This is a genomic window from Nocardioides sp. (assembly GCF_036401255.1).
In the GTDB taxonomy this organism is placed as follows: Bacteria; Actinomycetota; Actinomycetes; order Propionibacteriales; family Nocardioidaceae; genus Nocardioides.
In genome coordinates this window covers 1-17,250 of the sequence record NZ_DASWVI010000418.1, presented here as the reverse complement: position 1 = coordinate 17,250, position 17,250 = coordinate 1, and the positions used below count along the sequence as shown (strand labels likewise).

15 protein-coding genes are annotated in these 17,250 nt (G+C 73.5%); 10 read left to right on the top strand and 5 right to left on the bottom strand.

The window, feature by feature from the left end:
- Positions 1 to 205: 205 nt before the first annotated feature.
- Positions 206 to 1,762 carry an alkaline phosphatase D family protein gene (locus tag VGD85_RS19455; protein WP_331065085.1) on the top strand — a complete coding sequence of 519 codons (1,557 nt, stop codon included), beginning with the start codon at positions 206 to 208 and terminating at the stop codon, positions 1,760 to 1,762.
- A gap of 33 nt (positions 1,763 to 1,795) precedes the next feature.
- On the opposite strand, the gene VGD85_RS19450 is transcribed toward VGD85_RS19455, so the two are convergent.
- Positions 1,796 to 2,161 (bottom strand): hypothetical protein, encoded by a 366-nt coding sequence (locus VGD85_RS19450; RefSeq protein ID WP_331065084.1) that lies wholly within the window; start codon positions 2,159 to 2,161, stop codon positions 1,796 to 1,798.
- Between the two features lie 207 nt (positions 2,162 to 2,368).
- Here VGD85_RS19450 and VGD85_RS19445 point away from each other — a divergent pair, with 207 nt between their 5' ends.
- Positions 2,369 to 3,955 (top strand): GMC oxidoreductase, encoded by a 1,587-nt coding sequence (locus VGD85_RS19445; protein ID WP_331065083.1) that lies wholly within the window; start codon positions 2,369 to 2,371, stop codon positions 3,953 to 3,955.
- Positions 3,956 to 3,958: 3 nt separating this feature from the next.
- Here VGD85_RS19445 and VGD85_RS19440 read toward each other — a convergent pair whose 3' ends face one another.
- A complete protein-coding gene (locus VGD85_RS19440; RefSeq protein WP_331065082.1) occupies positions 3,959 to 4,573 on the bottom strand; it encodes a class I SAM-dependent methyltransferase in 615 nt (204 codons plus the stop codon).
- 109 nt (positions 4,574 to 4,682) lie between these two features.
- Between VGD85_RS19440 and VGD85_RS19435 the strand changes: the two genes are divergently transcribed.
- Both VGD85_RS19435 and VGD85_RS19430 read left to right on the top strand, forming a co-directional pair.
- Positions 4,683 to 5,069: a hypothetical protein gene (locus tag VGD85_RS19435; RefSeq protein WP_331065081.1), complete on the top strand. Its 387-nt coding sequence runs from the start codon at positions 4,683 to 4,685 to the stop codon at positions 5,067 to 5,069.
- Between the two features lie 323 nt (positions 5,070 to 5,392).
- Positions 5,393 to 6,631 (top strand): HNH endonuclease signature motif containing protein, encoded by a 1,239-nt coding sequence (locus VGD85_RS19430; RefSeq protein ID WP_331065080.1) that lies wholly within the window; start codon positions 5,393 to 5,395, stop codon positions 6,629 to 6,631.
- Between the two features lie 356 nt (positions 6,632 to 6,987).
- Here the strand turns inward: VGD85_RS19430 and VGD85_RS19425 are convergent, their stop codons facing one another.
- The 3 genes from VGD85_RS19425 to VGD85_RS19415 all read right to left on the bottom strand — a co-directional run bounded on the left by VGD85_RS19425 (position 6,988) and on the right by VGD85_RS19415 (position 9,832).
- A complete protein-coding gene (locus tag VGD85_RS19425) occupies positions 6,988 to 7,350 on the bottom strand; it encodes a hypothetical protein (RefSeq protein WP_331065079.1) in 363 nt (120 codons plus the stop codon).
- Between the two features lie 264 nt (positions 7,351 to 7,614).
- Complete coding sequence (locus VGD85_RS19420; RefSeq protein ID WP_331065078.1) at positions 7,615 to 8,616, bottom strand: glycosyltransferase family 2 protein; 1,002 nt, start codon at positions 8,614 to 8,616, stop codon at positions 7,615 to 7,617.
- A 91-nt stretch (positions 8,617 to 8,707) separates the two neighbouring features.
- Positions 8,708 to 9,832 (bottom strand): glycosyltransferase family 4 protein, encoded by a 1,125-nt coding sequence (locus VGD85_RS19415; protein ID WP_331065077.1) that lies wholly within the window; start codon positions 9,830 to 9,832, stop codon positions 8,708 to 8,710.
- A 133-nt stretch (positions 9,833 to 9,965) separates the two neighbouring features.
- On the opposite strand from VGD85_RS19415, the gene VGD85_RS19410 reads away from it, so the two are divergent.
- The 6 genes from VGD85_RS19410 to VGD85_RS19385 form a co-directional block, all read left to right on the top strand.
- Positions 9,966 to 10,436, top strand: a complete 471-nt coding sequence (locus tag VGD85_RS19410; protein WP_331065076.1) for a hypothetical protein — start codon at positions 9,966 to 9,968, stop codon at positions 10,434 to 10,436.
- The gene (locus VGD85_RS19405; RefSeq protein WP_331065075.1) at positions 10,433 to 11,524 is read left to right on the top strand and encodes a glycosyltransferase family 4 protein; all 1,092 of its coding nucleotides are present in this window, start codon (positions 10,433 to 10,435) and stop codon (positions 11,522 to 11,524) included. The genes VGD85_RS19410 and VGD85_RS19405 overlap by 4 nt, the downstream gene beginning before the upstream one ends.
- Positions 11,521 to 12,393, top strand: a complete 873-nt coding sequence (locus VGD85_RS19400) for a hypothetical protein (RefSeq protein ID WP_331065074.1) — start codon at positions 11,521 to 11,523, stop codon at positions 12,391 to 12,393. The genes VGD85_RS19405 and VGD85_RS19400 overlap by 4 nt, the downstream gene beginning before the upstream one ends.
- Positions 12,390 to 14,783 (top strand): hypothetical protein, encoded by a 2,394-nt coding sequence (locus VGD85_RS19395; protein ID WP_331065073.1) that lies wholly within the window; start codon positions 12,390 to 12,392, stop codon positions 14,781 to 14,783. Before VGD85_RS19400 ends, VGD85_RS19395 begins: the two co-directional genes overlap by 4 nt.
- Complete coding sequence (locus VGD85_RS19390) at positions 14,780 to 16,090, top strand: hypothetical protein (protein WP_331065072.1); 1,311 nt, start codon at positions 14,780 to 14,782, stop codon at positions 16,088 to 16,090. Before VGD85_RS19395 ends, VGD85_RS19390 begins: the two co-directional genes overlap by 4 nt.
- The coding region (locus tag VGD85_RS19385; RefSeq protein WP_331065071.1) for a CDP-glycerol glycerophosphotransferase family protein at positions 16,087 to 17,250 on the top strand (1,164 nt) is incomplete at its 3' end. The genes VGD85_RS19390 and VGD85_RS19385, both read left to right, overlap by 4 nt.

Here is a 17,250-nt window from a genome sequence, read left to right as displayed (position 1 = left end):
TGGAGGCCGGCGACTACGAGCTGGTCCGCGAGATGGTGGCGTTCATCAACGACGGCCCGCTCTGGTAGGACGGGCCCCGACGTCGCCGACGCCGGCATCCGCGTGCCGCCACCGGCCGCTGAGCATCCGACCGGTCACCCGGCGGTGCCCTGACGGTCATCCGTCGGCCACCCGCGCGCCGCTCCGTCGCGCCAGCGTGGGGCCCATGACTGATCTCGGGCAGCCCGTCCCCCGTCGTTCCCTCCTCCGCGCCGGCGCGCTCGGTGCCGGGGCTCTCGCGGTCTCCGGTGCCACCAGCCCGGTCCGCGCCGCCGCCCCGGTGCGTGCCGCGGCCGGCCTGGTCTCGCCGCGGCTCCAGCTGCCGTACGGCGTGGCCACCGGCGACGTGACGTCTCGCAGCGCGGTGCTGTGGGCGCGCTCCTCGGGGGTGGGCCGGCTGGTCGCCGAGATCGCCAGCGGCCGCGGCCGCCGCCGGATCCGCGGCCCGTGGGCCACCCCCGGCACCGACTTCACCGCGCAGCTCCCGCTGGACGGGCTCGCGCCGGGACGGGAGTACGACGTACGCCTCTCGTTCGAGGACGAGCACGGTCGCACCGGTGAGACCCAGGTCGCGTCGTTCACCACCGCCGCGACCCGCGGCGGGGCGACCAGCTTCGTCTGGACCGGCGACAGCTGCGGCCAGGGCTGGGGCATCAACCCCGACCTGGGCGGGCTGGTCGGCTACCGCGCCATGCACCAGACGCGCCCGGACTTCTTCCTGCACTCCGGTGACACCGTCTACTCCGACGGGCCCATCCCGGAGAGCGTCACCGAGCCCGACGGCCAGGTGTGGCGCAACCTGGTGGCCGAGGGGGTCGGCAAGGTCGCCGAGGACCTCGACGAGTTCCGCGGCCGGCACCGCTACACCCGGCTCGACGCCAACTACCGCGCGTTCGCCGCGGAGGTCCCGATCATCGGGCAGTGGGACGACCACGAGACCCACAACAACTGGTATCCCGGGCAGGTCCTGACCGACGAGCGCTACACCGAGCGCCGCGTCGACGTGCTCGCCGCCCGCGCCCGCCAGGCCTGGCGGGAGTACCTCCCGATCGCGGACCCGCAGCGCCGCGGCCGGATCTACCGCAAGGTCGAGCGCGGCCGCCACGTCGACGTGTTCTGCCTCGACATGCGCACCTACAAGGACCCCAACACACCGGGCACCGAGACCGAGGAGACCCACCTCCTCGGGCAGGAGCAGGTGGACTGGCTGATCCGGGAGGTACGCCGCTCGCGCGCCACGTGGAAGGTGATCGCGGCCGACCTGCCGCTCGGTCTCGTGGTCCCCGACGGTCCGGTCAACCAGGAGAGCCTCTCCAACCGCGACCCCGGGGCGCCGCTCGGCAAGGAGCTGGAGCTCGCCGCGGTGCTCTCCGCCTTCAAGCGCGACCGGGTGCGCAACGTCGTCTGGCTGACCGCCGACGTGCACTACTGCGCCGCCCACCACTACGACCCGTCCCGGGCGGCGTTCACCGACTTCGACCCGTTCTGGGAGTTCGTGACGGGACCGATCGCCGCGGGCACGTTCGGCCCCAACGACCTCGATGCGACCTTCGGGCCGGAGGTCGTGTTCAGCAAGTACGCCGACACCCCGAACCAGTCGCCGCGCCACGGCAACCAGTTCTTCGGTCACGTCGCCGTCGACGACGCGGGCGCGATGACCGTCAGCCTGCGCGACCTCGCCGGCGCGGTGCTGCACCGCCAGGTGCTGGAGCCTCAGGACTGAGCCTCGGTGATTCGAGGCTGACGCGGCCGCCCGTCAGGCGTAGAAGTCGACGGCGTTGGTCCGGGTCCGAGTCCGGTTCGCGGCCTCCACCGCGGTCTCCCTCGTGGTCTTCTTCGTGGCCTCCTGCGTCTCCGCGGCCTGCGCGACCCGCATCCGCTCGGTCTCCCGCGCGAGTGCCGCGGCAGCGTCGGCCAGCGCGGCCTGGGCCATCTGGAGGGCCATCCGGTCCGCCTCGAGGATCTCGGTCTCCGCCTTGGTGGCGGCGTCCTCGGTGAGCTTCTTCCTCGCCTCGGACAGGTCCTTCACGGCCGCTCGATAGGCGCGGTGCGCGCTGGAGTCCGCCGCGGCCGTCGACGTCCCCAGGTCGGCCGCGATGCCCTGGATGCCGATGATGCTCATGGTTGTGTCCTCTTCGTTCGCCGATCGCGAGGACAGCCACCCCTTGCCCGTCACCGGGCTCTCGCCTGGTGGGGCCATTCGGCCGGTCCGACGGGGACCTGAGGGGTTCGAAGGCTTTGAGACCCAGATCACATCGCGCGCCGCGGAAGCGCCCCACTAGGGTCGCGGCGTCGAGGATCGGGCCGAGACGACCGGGAGGTCGCGCGCATGGGTGGACTGTCGAGGCGAGGATTCCTGGGAGCGGCCGCCGGCGCCGCCGCGGTCGGGGTGGCGAGCCCCGCCCGGGCGGGGGTGTTCTCCGTGCCGCTCACCGAGGAGCGCCGGCAGGCGGTGGTGATCGGCTCCGGGTTCGGCGGCGGGGTCACCGCCCGGCGGCTCGGCCGGGCGGGCATCAAGACGCTGGTGCTCGAGCGCGGCATGCGCTGGCCCACCGGCCCGGGCTCCGACACCTTCCCCACGCTGACGAACAACGACCACCGGTCGTCGTGGCTCTCCGCCGTACCCACCATGCCGGTGCCGCCGACGAACCCCGACGCGTTCATCCCCTACACGGGCCTGATCGAGCGGGTGCACGGCGTCGGCATCGACGTGATGTGCGTGGCCGCCGTGGGCGGCGGGTCGATCAGCTACCACGGCATGACCGTGCAGCCGCAGCAGGAGTCGTTCGCACTGACGGTGTCGAGCTCGATCGACTACGACCTGCTCGATCGCGACCACTACCGCCGGGTGGCGCGCGACCTGCACGTCTCGCCGATCCCCGACGACATCCTGGCCGACCCCCGCTACGCGGCGCCGCGGATCTTCCAGCAGCGCGGCCGCGAGGCCGGGTTCGAGACGTTCCGGATCGACTCGCCGACCGACTGGGACGTCGTACGCCGCGAGCTGCGTGGCGAGCTGCCGCCGTCGTACATCACCGGCGACATGGTCTTCGGCTGCAACAACGGCGGCCGCTGGTCGGTCGACGTCACCTACCTCGCCCAGGCGGTCGCCACCGGCAACGTGGACGTCGCGCCGCTGCACCGCGTCGCGGACATCTCCCGCACGCCCGCGGGGGAGTGGCTGGTCGAGTGCGAGCGGATCTCCACCGGCGGCCAGGTGCTGGAGCGCAAGCGGATCACCACCCGCGCGCTGTTCCTCGGCGCCGGCTCGCCCGGCACGACCCGGCTGATGGTCAAGGCCCGCGAGAAGGGCCTGATCCCCGACCTGCCCGACGGCGTCGGCACCGGGTGGGGCACCAACGGCGAGCGCGTCTACGCCGCGGTCACCAGCCAGGACAGCCCCGGCGCCTACCAGGCCGGACCCGTGGCGATGGGCGCCCGCGACTGGTCGGACCCGGCGCGGGCCTTGACGATGACCACGGGCCCGCTGCCCCTGTCGGTGGACCCCAACACGTACACGATCGCCGGGTTCATGGTCACCACCGAGACCGGGCGCTGGCAGTACGACGCCCTGCGCGACGACGCGTTCCCGGTCTGGGACCGCACCAAGGAGCTGGACACCAAACCGGTGCTCGACGCGGCCGTCGAGCGGATCACCAGCGACACGCCCTTCCACCTCAACGTGGACTCGAACCTGCTCGACGACACCACGTTCCACGCGGTCGGCGGCATGCCGTTCGGCACCGCCGTCGACGACGCCGGCCGGGTGCTCGGCCAACGCGGCCTCTACGTCATGGACGGCTCGCGGATCGCGGGCTCGTGCGCGGCGTGCAACCCGTCGATGACGATCGCCGCGCTCGCGGAGCACTCGATGGACGTCGTGCTCCGCCAGGACCTCGAGGTGCTGTCGGCGTAGGGCTCAGCCCTGCCGCCGCAGGATGCTCACGCAGAAGGCGGCGCCGGGCTGCCACGGTCGCAGGTCGAACGTCGAGAACCGGTGCTCGAGCACGAGCCCGGCATCCGGCAGCGCGGCGTCGAGGTCCTCGGGGGTGTACTCGCGGGCGGTCCGCGAGCCCACGACCAGGAACCCGTCAGGGCGCAGGTGCGCGGCGATCCGCGCGATCACCGCCGGTCGGTGCTCGGGCGGCACGAAGTCCATGACGTTGCCGACCAGCATCGCGCCGTCGAACGGCTCGTCCTCGCCGAGCGCGGCGAGGTCCAGGCGGGACAGGTCCGCGACGAGCCACGTCGCGTCGGGGTGGTCCTCGCGCGCGGCCTCGATCAGCAGGGGATCGACATCGACGCCGACGACCTCGTGCCCCTGGGCGGCGAGGTAGCCCCCGTGCCGTCCCGGGCCACACCCGGCGTCGAGCAGCCGGGCCCCGCGCGGCGCGAGCGTGTCGACGAGACGCGCTTCACCCTGCAGGTCCTGACCGTGGGCGGCCATCTGCCGGAACCGTTCGACGTACCACCGCGAGTGCGACTCGTCGGCGAGACCTGGCCAGAGGGACCCGGGGGCGTCTTCGGGAAGCACGCGATGAATCTATCGGGGTGCCGGTGGTCGAGCTCCTGGCCGGTGGCCCCGTGGCCAGTGGCAGATGCGGCGAGGCGGCAGCCCGCACCAGCGCACTACGGTGGCGAGCATGGACGATGACGACAGCGGGAAGACCCAGTGGCTCACGCTCGCCCTCGGGCTCGGGGCAGCTGCCGCCGCTGCGGTCGCCCTTCGCGGCCGTGGCTCGACCCACGCGTTGAAGGACGCAGCGCCCGCTCTCGCCGAGTCTGCGGCGGCGGCCTCGGAGCGCGTCTACCGGGAGTTCCAGGCATTGGGTCGGGAGTACAACATGGCCGCGATGAGTCAGACGGTCGCCCAGGCAGTGAATCGCCACCAACGCTGGACGACCGAGGAGTTGGCCGTCCTGCGTGATCCGGCCAAGACGGCGCTGGAGAAGGCGCTGGAGCTGGGGCGCACGTACAACGGGGTGATGTCCAAGGCGATCCGCATGGGCGCTTCCAGCAAGGCCCCCTGACGCGTCACTCGCGCCGGCGAGACCACCACCGGCTGTCCTCCGGCCTGCGGGTGGTCGCGGGTCGGGGTTGCTTTGACGGGGGACGTGGTCGCCGTCCGCTGGGGTTGAGCGCGAGGTGGTCACCGCCGGCCTCTCGGCACGAGATCGCCTGTGGTGGACGTGCTTGTGGTCACCGTCGTCGTCCCGGGATTCCGGCTACCGACACGTCCCAGGGATCGACCGGCTAAGGGCTCGGAAGATCTTAACTTTCGGATGTCCTAGAAGCCTGTGGAACAAGGGGTTCTGGGCCCTCGACTGTCGGTGGGCAGTGCTGGGATGGATCCATGGCAGCCCTCCCGCTCACGCACCCGGACCTCGATGGTCCCGGCGGGCTGCTGGCTGCCCTGGAGTCGACGCAGGCCGAGCTGGACCGGCAGGAGATCGCGAAGTTCCGGCTCGCTGCCGACTGGGCGGCCGCGCACCCGGTCGACGACCTCGACGACGCCGCCACCGTCGACGGCACCGAAGGCGAGCTCGCGATCGCCGGCCCCGGCGCACCCCTGGTCGCGGAGTTCTGTGTCGCGGACTTCGCCCTCGCTATCGGGGTGACCACCGACGCGGGCCGGGACTATCTCGGGGATGCGGTCGAGGTCCGCCACCGGCTCCCGCGGCTGTGGGCTCGCGTGCTGGCTGGCGAGGTGGCGGTGTGGCGGGCCCGCAAGATCGCCCGCAGCACCATGTCCCTGCCCGCCGACGGTGCCGACCATGTCGACCGGCATCTCGCCCCGGTGGCGCACCGGCTCACCTGGGCGCAGCTGGAGCGGACCGTGGAGGCCGCCCGGGCGACGTTCGACCCGGTCGAGGCCGAGCACCGCCGGCTGTTGGCGGCGGAGGGTCGGTTCTTCGACGTCGACACCCACAACCCCTCCCTGGAGGGCACCACCACCGTGCGCGGCGAGCTGGACCTCGCCGACGCCCTCGACCTCGACCACGCCCTCACGGTCGGCGCACAGGAGCTCGCCGACCTCGGCTGCGCCGCGACGCTGAACGTGCGCCGGGCGATGGCCGCCGGGGCCCTGGCCCGCGGCGACCTCACCCTCCCCATGGAGGGCGGCACCGCGCCGGTGAAGCCGGCCCGGAAGCCGCGGCAGCTGGTCGTTTACACACACCTCTCGGAGAGCGCGTTGGCCGGTGTGGAGAACACCCGCAGCCACGTGCTCGTGGGCCAGGTCGAGGGCTGGTGCGCGTCGGCGACCGGCCCCGTCAGCCTCCGCCCCGTCGTCGACCTGGGCGAGCACCTCGAGGTGCCCGGCTACACGCCCTCACCCCGGCTGCGCGAGCAGGTCCTGCTCACCCATCCGACGTGCGTGTTCCCGGGCTGCACGAGACCATCGCGGTCCTGCGACGTCGATCATGTGATCCCTTGGGCCGAGGGCGGTCCGACCTGCTCGTGCAATCTCGTGCCGGCCTGCAGATTCCACCATCGCCTGAAGACCCGGGGCGGTTGGCGCCTCGAACGGGTCGGGCATCGGCTGTTCACCTGGACCAGCCCCCACGGCCGCACCTACACACGACATACCTGAGCACCCGACCCCGCCGGCCACGGCCGGCGGGGCCACACCCATGCCCGGGGCCGGTGAGCGTGACCGGAGGCGGTGGTTTCGAGACAGGCGCCAGCGCGCCTTCCTCAACCACCGTGCGCCAGGCCGGCGCAGGACGACCCGCCACCCGACCCTCTCGCCTTCGACGGTGACCACAGCAGGACCACCACAGGCCACCGCAAGCCGAGCGCCGACGGTGACCACGCCTGCGCAACCACAGCGAACGGTGACCACGTCACCTCGCTGACCGCCATCGCCACCACCGACGCCCGACCTGCGTGGCTGCTCAATGCGACGTCGTTGGTCGCAAGGCTCGCGTCAGGGCCGGCCGCAGTGGATCAGAGCTCGAGTGGGATCACCGGAGCGCCGGCGCTGCGATGCAGGAACCGGAGGAGGTGGGCGAAGCCACGCGCGTCGTCGATGGCCTGGTGGGTGTGCTCGACGTCGCCCAGCCAGTGCCCGGGCAGCTGATTCGCCGGAAGGTCCGCCGGAGCTCGGCCGGTCAGAGCGGCGGTGTACGAACGCAGGCACAAGGCGGGACCGTCGAAGAGGCGGTCCTCCTCGTACGGGCCCTGGTGGAGGACGTAGGTCGTGAACCGACGCAGGTAGTAGTCCATCCAGGTGCCGTCGAAGGAGAGCGGTGCTGCGGCGAAGGCCCGTGGCCCGGGCAACGACCGGATCCAGTCGACATAGTGAGCCATGACGTCAGCGACGGGATCGGGGTCGGCTGTGGCCGCCTCCCATGCACCTGGCTCGGAGTCGAACCACGCCCTCGTCCTCGGGTCCGGTGCCGCCCCCGGCAGCGGCTCGAGCACAGCTTCGAACTCTCCCAAGGTCCGTCCGTCCGTCGACGTCGCCACCGAGGCGAACGACCGCATCGAGTTCGCGCCGGGCCGAGGGCCGTCGACCTCGATGTCGGTCACGACGTAGGTCCAGGCGCCGGCCTCAGTCATCTCGGCAAGCTATCAGCGGGGTCCTCGGGGCGCGGGGACCGCGGGCTCGCGCTGGTGCTCCGGGCGACGCTCGGGGTCGCGGACGTAGGTGCCGCGCACGGCGGGGTGGCGCATGTAGGAGAGCCGGCTGGCCTCGTGGCGCGACTTGCGGATGCCGTCGAGGATCAGGCCCATCGTCAGGCACATGCAGGCGATGACCACGAGGAACGACGCGACGAACAGCGTCGGCATCCGGGGCACCATGCCGGTGTGGAGGTAGTCCGCCGCGACCGGGTAGGCGAGCACGCCGGAGACCAGGGCGAGGAGCGAGGCGAGCAGCCCGAAGAAGTAGATCGGCCGCTCGTGCCGGGTGAGCGTGAGGATCACGTTGAGGATCCGCCAGCCGTCGCGGTAGGTGCGCAGCTTGGACTCCGAGCCCTCGGCGCGGTCGCGGAACCCGACCGGCACGGCCGCCGACGGGATGCGCAGCGCGAGCGAGTGCACGGTGAGCTCGGTCTCGATCTCGAACTCGCGCGAGACCGCCGGGAAGCTCTTCACGAAGCGCCGCGAGAACACCCGGTAGCCGGAGAGCATGTCGCCCATCGAGTCGCCGAAGATGCGGGCGACGATCAGGTTGAGCGCCTTGTTGCCGGTCTCGTGGCCGGAGCGGTACGCCGAGCCGCGGCGTACCCCGACCACCTGGTCGAGGTTGTCGGCGACCAGCCGCTCGATCATCGCGGGTGCGGCCGCGGCGTCGTAGGTGTCGTCGCCGTCGATGAGCAGGTAGACGTCGGCGTCGATGTCGGCGAACGCGCGGCGCACCACGTTGCCCTTGCCCTTGAGCGGCTCCGAGCAGACGATCGCGCCCGCGTCGACCGCCCGCTCGACGGTCGCGTCGGTGCTGCAGTTGTCGTAGACGTAGACCGCGATCCCCGGCACCGCGGCCTGCAGGTCGGCGACGACCTTCGCGACGGCGGCTTCCTCGTTGTGGCAGGGGACGATGGCCGCGATGCGATACCGCGTGGCCAAGGACATGCTTGGGAGACCCCCTGCTCGGGTGCCCGAGACGTTACGGACGGCCCAACGCAGCAACCCGGCCCTGGTTACGGATCGGTAGCAACCTGTTTCAGACCCGTTCGCCCAGCACTCGCCGGTACGTCGCCTCCAACCGGTCGACGTGCGCGGTCCACGAGAACGCGTGCCGCACGTGCGCGCGGCCCGCCGCGCCCATCCGGCGCATCGCCTCGGGGTCGGCGACCAGCTCCCGCAGGGCCGCTGCCAGCCCAGCGCCGGCCGTGCCGTCGGCCATGTCCACGAACCGCACGCCCGGCCCGGAGGTCCACGGCGAGTGCAGCGCCGGGTCCTCGCGCAGCAGCACCGGCAGCCCGCTGCTCATCGCCTCCAGCACGGTCAACGGGCACTCGCCGACCGAGGCGATCACCATCGCGTCGGCGGAGCGGTAGACCGCCGGCATCTCAGCGGCCGGCACCGAGCCCAGGAACTCCAGCCGCGGGTCGTCCACGCCGGGCGGTCGGTCGCCCCCGGCGAACACCAGGTCGTAGTCGTCGCCCGCCGCAGCCGCGACCACGTCGAACCCCTTCTTGGGCACGAACCGGCCCACGAACAGCACCCGCGGCCGGGACCGCGGCTCCGGCTCGGCCGCGGGCCGGAACACGTCGGTGTCCACGCCGTTGCCGAGGACCTCGACCTTGGCCCCCTCGTGCAGCCGGTCGGGCAGCGTGGCGGCGATGTGCTCGTCGATGGGGAGCACCACCCGCGCCCCCGACAGCACCAGCCGGCCGCAGGTGGCCAGCACCACCCACTGCACCAGCCGCACCAGCGCCGAGGAGTGGTGCACGAACCCGACGTGGCGATGCACGACGTACGGCGTGCGCAGGACCCGGCACCACAGCGCGGCCACCCAGCTGGACACGTAGAGCACGTCGTGGACGTGCACCACGTCGGCACGCCGCACCTCCCGCGCCAGCGCCGCGACCAGCCGCGGCGAGAACACCGGGAACGGCACCCCGAAGCGCTGCTCGAGGCCGTTCCAGGCCCGGACCCGCACGACCTCCACGCCCGACTCCGTACGCCGACCGGGCGCGGCGCCCGCGGCGGCGCTGGCGACCACGGTCGCGTGCCAGCCGCGCTCGGCGAGCCCGCGGGTCTCGGCGGCGACCACGGTCTCGAGCCCACCGACGTGCGGGAGCACCTGGTGGGCGACGTGCAGCACCCGCGGCCCGGTCGTCACGCGCCGAAGTATGCCGCCCGGCCCCTCGCCGTAACCCGCTGTCCACCCCTGCGTTGAACACCCCGGCCGGCGAGGGGGCGGGTCAGCGCGCTCGGGCGCAGCCAGCAGACGGCGACGAGGGACGCGAGGACAGGTGACGGGCACCGGCAACGCAGCACCGGGAACGACCGAGGATCGGGCCGCGCGCTGGCACCAGCGCGTGCTGCCGGTGACCACGCTCGCCCTGACCCTGGTGGCGCTCGCCGCGCTCGCGTTCCCCGGGTTCCGCCACCAGGTCGCGCTCTCGGCGAGCCATCGCGACGAGCCCTACGTGGAGCTGTACTTCGCCCGACCGGCCGACGGTCCGCCCGCCGTGTGCCGCACCTCCGGCGGCGTCGCGAAGGTCACCTTCGAGGTCCGCAGCCACCTCCATGAGGACCGACGGCTCGCCTACACCGTGCTCGTCGGTGGCGTCCGCCGGTCCGGGACGGTCGAGGTCGCGCCCGGCCGCACCGCCGAGGTGACCCGGTTCGGCGGCCCCGCCGGCCGCGCGTACGACGTCTCCGTGCGGCTGCCCGGGCTCGACCAGCGCCTCGGCGCCCACTGCCCCGGGGCCGCGTCGTGACGGGGGTCGTCACTCGGATCGCGGTGCTCAGCCCCCGCTTCCCCCCGGACCCCGGCGGCGTCGAGGAGTACGCCGCCTGGGTGGCCCGATCGCTGCACGCGGCCGGGCACGACGTCACCGTGGTCACCACCGGCCGGCGCGCGGGCCGCGAGCGGCACCACGGCATCCCGGTGATCCGGCTGCGCTCCTGGCTCACGCTCTCCAACACCCCGGTCAACCCGCGGTGGTGGTGGCAGGTACGCCGGGTGCTGCGTCGGCTCGACGTCGACGTCGTCAACGCCCACGCGCCCGTGCCGGGGCTGGCCGACCTGGCGGCGTACCGCTCCCCGGCGCCGGTCGTGCTGACCTACCACGCCGGCTCGCTGGTCAAGGGCGGCCACCCGGTCGACCCGCTGCTGCGCGCCTACGAGCGGCACCTGCTGCCTCGGGTCTTCGCGCGCTGCCGGGCGCTGATCGCGGTCTCCCCGGTCTCGCTGGCCCACGCCACCGGCCGCGCCCACCTGGTGCCGCCGGGCGTCGACACCGAGCTGTTCTGCCCGCCCGGCCCGGGGGCCGTCCGCGAGCCGCGGGTGCTCTACGTCGGGCGGGTCGAGCGCACCTCGCGCTGGAAGGGCCTGCAGGTGCTCGTCGACGCGCTGCCGCGGCTGCGCGCCCTGGTGCCCGGCGTCCGCCTCGAGGTGGTCGGCGACGGCGACGACGTCGAGAGCCTGCAGAAGCAGGCCGCCGAGCGTGGCGTCGCCGACCTGGTCGACTGGCGCGGCCGGGTCGAGCACGACCGGCTGCCGGCGTACTACCGCCGAGCCGGCGTCACCGTCCTGCCCTCGCTGACCGAGGCCGAGTCGTTCGGCATGGCCCTGGCCGAGGCGACCGCGTGCGGCTGCCCGGTGGTCGGCTCGGCCGTCGGCGGCATCCCGTTCGTCGTCCGCGACGGGGAGGACGGGCTGCTGGTCCCGCCCGGCGACCCGGACGCCCTCGCCGAGGCGCTCGGGGCGGTGCTCGGCGGCGACTACCGGCCCGGCCCGTCGCGCTGGGACTGGCGCCGCCAGGTCGAGGCCACGATCAGCGTGATCGAGGAGGCGGCCCGATGATCGCCACGATGGCCCGCGCGGTGGCCCTCGCGCGCAAGATGACGCCGCCCGTGTTGCTGCCGCTGGTGGTCGCCCTGCGCACCCGGCTGGCGTGGTCGCGCGCGAGCGTCCGGGAGGACGCCCGGGCCCAGATGCGATTCCTGCTCGAGCACACCCGGCCCGACGCCGACCTCGACGCCGACCTCGAGCGGGCCGCCCGCGCCTACGTCCGCTACCAGGTCCGCCGGGCCGAGCTGCGCTGGCACCCGCGGCTGATCACGCGGCTGCGCGTCGAGGGCATCGAGCACCTGAGCGGTGCCCGCGACCGCGGGCACGGCGTGCTGCTGAACTTCATGCACCACGGCCACTACGACGGCGCGTTCCCGTCGTTCGCGCGGCACGGGGTGCGCTGCCAGATGGTCGTCTACCCCTACATGCTCGAGCCCGACGCCCCGCTCTGGCTCCAGCAGCACGTCGCGCTGGCCTGCATCGGCGGTGGCCGGCCGGTCAGCGCCGCGGTCGGCAGCGACGGGATGCTCGACCTGCTCCGTGCCGGCGAGGTGGTCGCGATCGCCTCCGACGTGCCGGGACGTACGCCGCTGCGCTTCGTCGGCCGCGACGTCCTGGGCTCCTTCGGGGCGGCCCGGCTCGCCACCGACGCCGGCGCGCCGGTCGTCGTGATGACGTCGGAGGAGGACGACCGCGGCGCGTTCATCCGACTGCACCCTCCCCTGGAGCCGGCCGACTTCGCCTCGCCGCGGGAGCTGCTCGAGGCGATGCTCGCGATCCACGAGTCCGTGCAGGTCCGGTGGCCGGAGGCCACCGACCTGCCGCTGTCGCGCTGGGGACTGGTCGAGACGACGACCCCGGCCCGCGAGGTGGCCTCGTGACGCTCTCGATCACCTCCGTCACCTCGGTGCTGACCCGCTCCGACGCGAGCCCGGACCCTGCCGACGCAGGGCCCGCCCACGCCGCGGAGCCGACGACCCGGCTGGCGCGCCCCCACTGGGGTGGCCTCGTCCTGGCGCTGCTCGCGCTCGTCGCGGCGCAGGCCCTCGTCGGACTCGACGTCGACGTGCCGGTCGTGCGCCCGGTGGTCGCACTGGTCACGTTCGTCGGCCTCCCGGCCCTCGTGCTGCACCGGCGTGCCCGGCTCACCGCGGACACCGAGGCGACGCGCGCGCTCTACGCGCTCGGGCTCAGCGTGCTCGCGCTCATCCTCGGCGGGCTGCTCCTCGACACCGTGCTGCCGGCCGTCGGCGTGGACCGCCCGCTGGCGCCGGCGCCGCTGGCCATCGCGTGGCTGGTGCTCGACGCGGTGCTGCTGGTGTGGCGCCGGTCGGTCCCGCTGCTGCCCGACCGGGCACTGCGGCGCGCGGTCCGCGCGGCGGTCGACGCGCGGCTGGAGCTCGCCCAGGCGCTCGCGGTGCTCGCGCTGGTCGCAGCCGTGCTCGGAGCGATCCGGCTCAACAACGACGCCGGAGGCCAGGTCGCACTGGTCGCCGTGCTGCTCGCCGGGGTCGCGCTGCTCGCCGTCCTGACGAGGGGCGGACCGCTCGGACGCGACGTACGCACCCTCGTCCTGGTCGCGGCGGCCCTGCTGCTCGCGACCTCGCTGCGCGGCTGGAGCATCACCGGCCACGACATCCAGGCGGAGTTCCTGGCGTTCCGGCTCACCAACGACGGCCAGAACTGGCAGATGAGCGACCTGCCGAGCGCCTACAACGCCTGCCTGAGCGTGAACATCCTGCCGACGGTGCTCGTGCAGACGACCGGCATCTCGGGCCGGATCGTGTTCACGGTGCTGCTGCAGCTGGTGTTCGCCACGGTGCCCGCGCTGACGTACCTGCTCGGCCGCCGCTTCGTGCGCCGCGAGATCGCGCTCACCGGCGCGGTGCTGGCGATGGCGTTCCCGACGTTCGGCACCGACATGCCCTACCTCGTGCGCCAGGAGATCGCGTTCTTCTTCCTCGCGCTCGCGCTGCTCGCGGCCACCGAGCCCGGCCGCACCCGGCTCGGCGGGCGGCTCCTCGTGGTGCTGCTCGGCGTGGGCGTGATCCTCTCCCACTACTCCACGACCTACGTGCTGCTGATGGCGCTGGTGTTCGGCCTGGTGGCGATGCGCGTCGCCGGGCTCGTCCGCCGCCGCCGCGGCGACCGTGATACGGAACCGGCGGCCGGGGCACCCAGCGGCCCGGCGATGCTGCTGCACCCGCTCGTGGTCGCCGCGCTCGTCGCGATCACGCTCGCGTGGGCGGGCCCGATCACGCACACCGGCGGCCACGCCAGCGACGTGGTCCGCGAGACCATCGACTCGCTGACCGGCCAGGGCGTCAGCGGCCCGGGCTCCTCGGACACGTCGTACTGGATCTTCTCCGGCGACCAGACCAGCCCGCGCGAGCGGATGGACATGTTCGTCGACGAGACCCTCGACTACCGCGACGCCGAGATCCCGCGCGCCGACCGGGTGGTCACCCGGCCCGGACCCGCCGAGCTGTCACCGGCCCTGCACGGCGACGGCGCCGACCCCGTCGCCAACGCGTTCCGGTTCGGCTCGGCCGTGCTGATGCAGGGCTTCCTGCTGCTCGGGGTGATCTGGCTGCTGCGCCGCCGGTTGCGGGGCAGCGAGGGCCTCTCGCGCGAGCTCACCTACCTCTCGCTCGGTGCGGTGGCCGCGCTCGGGCTGATCGTGCTGGTGCCGAACCTCTCGGTCGACTACGGCGTGCTGCGCGCCTTCCAGCAGACGCTGCTGGTCGTCGCGCCGGTGCTCGCGATGGGCCTGGCGGTCGCGCTGCGGCCGTTCCGCGCCCGGCTGCCGAGGCTGGCGGCCGGGCTCGCGGCCGGCGTACCGATCGCGGTGTTCCTCGTGCTGGCCGGGGTGCTGTCGGTCGCGTTCGGCGGCCAGCAGCAGCGGCTGGCGCTGGCGAGCTCCGGGGTCTACTACGACCGGTTCTTCGTCTCCGACGCCGAGATGCAGGCGATCACCTGGCTCGGCTCGGTCGACCACGCCGACCCCACGAACGAACGCATCATCGCCAACCGCAACGTCAACGTCCGGCTGCTCGCGATGAGCGACAACCGCGCCCCGATCGCCGACCGGCTCTACCCGACGCTGCTGTCGAAGGACGCCTACGTCTTCGTCGACAGCCAGATCGTCGAGCGGGGCACCTCGACGATCTTCTACACCGGCGACCTGCTGACCTACACCTACCCGCTGCACGACCTCGGCCGGTCGATGGACCTGGTCTACAGCGGCCCGGACGCACGGATCTACCGATGAGCGCCTCCACGAGCGCGCCGGTGCGGGCGCTGGCCCGGCGCTGGCACGCCGCGCGCGGCGACCAGCTGCTGACCAACTCCGCGCTGATGCTGGCCACCACGGTGCTGATGGCGGCCGGTGGCGCGATCTTCTGGGTGATCGCCGCCCGGCTGGCGCACCCGGCCGAGGTCGGGCTCGCCGGCTCGCTCGTCGCCGCCGGGGACACCCTCGGGCTGTTCGCCCAGCTGGGCTTGAACATCGCTCTGCTGCGCACCCTGCCGCAGAGCACCCGCCAGGCCGCCGACGTCGTCACCTCCGGGCTCGTCGTCCTCACCGCCGGCGCCGCGTTCGCCCTGGGCTACGCGCTGCTCCTGCCCTGGACCTCGCCGCGGCTCGCGACCGTCCTCGACTCGCCGGTCGGGATCGGGGTCTTCTGCGTGCTCGTCGCCGCGACCGCGCTCAACGTGCTCTCCGACAGCGCGTTCCTGGGGCTCAACCGGGTCTGGTCCTACCTGCGCCTCAACGGCCTCCTGATGAGCCTGCTCAAGTGCGTGCTGCCGTTCCTGCTCGCCGGGGCCGGCGCCCTCGGCCTGTACGGGTCGGTCGGCGGCGCGATCGCGTGCTGCGCGGCCGCGAGCGTCTGGGTGATCCTGCGGCACCTACCCGGCCGGGCCTCGCTGCGCCCGTCACCGGAGCTGCTCGCCACCCGACGGTTCGCCGCCGCCGGCTACGTCACCTACGTGCTCACCGTGGCGCCGTTGCTGGTGTTCCCGCTGATCGTCATCAACGCCCAGGGCGCCGAGGCGGGTGGCGCGTACTTCATCAGCTTCCAGGTCGTCACGCTGCTGCACGCGGTGATCCTCGCGGTCGCCAACTCCTGCTACGCCGAGTGCGAGCGGGCCACGGCCGGCCGGCACCGGCTGGTCGGCAAGTCGGGGCTGACGCTGCTCGCGGTCTCGGGTGCCGGCTGCCTGGCGATGGTCGTGGCGGCGCCGTACTTCCTGCAGATCTTCGGGGCCCACTACGCCGACTCCGGCACCGCGACGCTGCGGGTGCTGGCGCTCGCGGCCATGGGGGCCGCGTTCAACTACTGGGGGGCGCTGCGGCTGCGGCTGGCGAGCAACCTCGCCGCGATGATCCTCGTGCAGCTGGTGAGCACCACGGTGATGCTCGTGCTCGCGGTGGCGCTCGCCGAGCGCGGCACCGTGTGGGTCGCGGCGGCGTGGGGGATCGGCCACGCGGTGGGCGGGGTGCTCGGCTGGGTCGTGACCTCGACCCTCGCGCGCTTCGCCGACGAGGTGCCCACCCCCGAGCTGGAGACCGTATGAGGAACCTCGCCCTCGCCGTCGTGCTCGGCAGCCTGCGCCTGGTCCTGCGGGTGCTGTCGCGCGTGGTCCCCACCACCGACTCGGTGGTGCTCGCGGTCTACCCCGAGACCGAGGGCAACGGGCTCGAGGTCGCGCGGGCGCTCGTACGCCGCTACCGCGGCCGCGTGGTCTGGCTGCGCGACAGCGGGCCGCTGCCGGCCGAGGTCGCCGAGCTGGCCGCCGCCCACGGGCTGGTGCTGGTGCCCAAGGCCAGCCTGCGCGGGCTGTGGGCCTACCTGCGCGCCGAGGCGGTGCTGTTCACCCACGGGCTGTACGGCAGCCCGCGGCCGTGCGCACGCAAGCCGGTGGTCAACCTCTGGCACGGCGACGGGCCCAAGGACATCCGGCCGGGCCGCGACGTCGGGGCGCTGATCGCGAGCACCTACCTGGTCGGCAGCACGCCGCTGTTCTCCCACTGGCAGGGCGAGGCGTTCGGGGTGCCGCGCGAGCGGGTGCTGGTGACCGGCAACCCGCGCACCGACCAGTTCTGGCGCCCGCCCGGGGCCGACCGGCTCGCCCGGCTGGGCATCACCGGCGACTTCGTGGTGTGGATGCCGACGTTCCGGCAGGCCCGCGCCGTGGGCGCCGTGCGGGTGCGCGGTGGCGCGGCAGCCGACCCGGACGGCCAGGCCGAGCTCGGCGTACTGCTCGAGCGGCTGCTCGCGGGCCTGGGCGAGCGGGGGATCCAGCTGGTCGTCAAGCCGCACCCCATGGACTCCGACCGGCGGCGCTGGCCGGGCGCGATCACCGTGGACGAGGACGACCTGGTGCGGGCCGGGGTGACGCTCTACGGCCTGCTCGGCGCGTCGTCGGGGCTGGTCACCGACTACTCCAGCGTCTGGGTCGACTACCTGCTGCTGGACCGGCCGCTGGCGTTCCTGGTGCCCGACCGGTCGTCGTACTCCCGCTCGCTGCACCCCGCCGACATCCTCGACTGGGTGCCGGGCGAGGTCGTCGACGCCGCCGACCGGCCGTTCGAGCGGTTCCTCGCCGAGCTGGACACCGACGGGGGAGGCTCGCCCGACCGGCGCGCCGTCGCGGCGCGGATCGGGCTGAACCCCTCGACGACCTCCGCCGACGACCTGGTCACCGAGCTCGTCAAGCGCGGGGTGCTGAGCTCG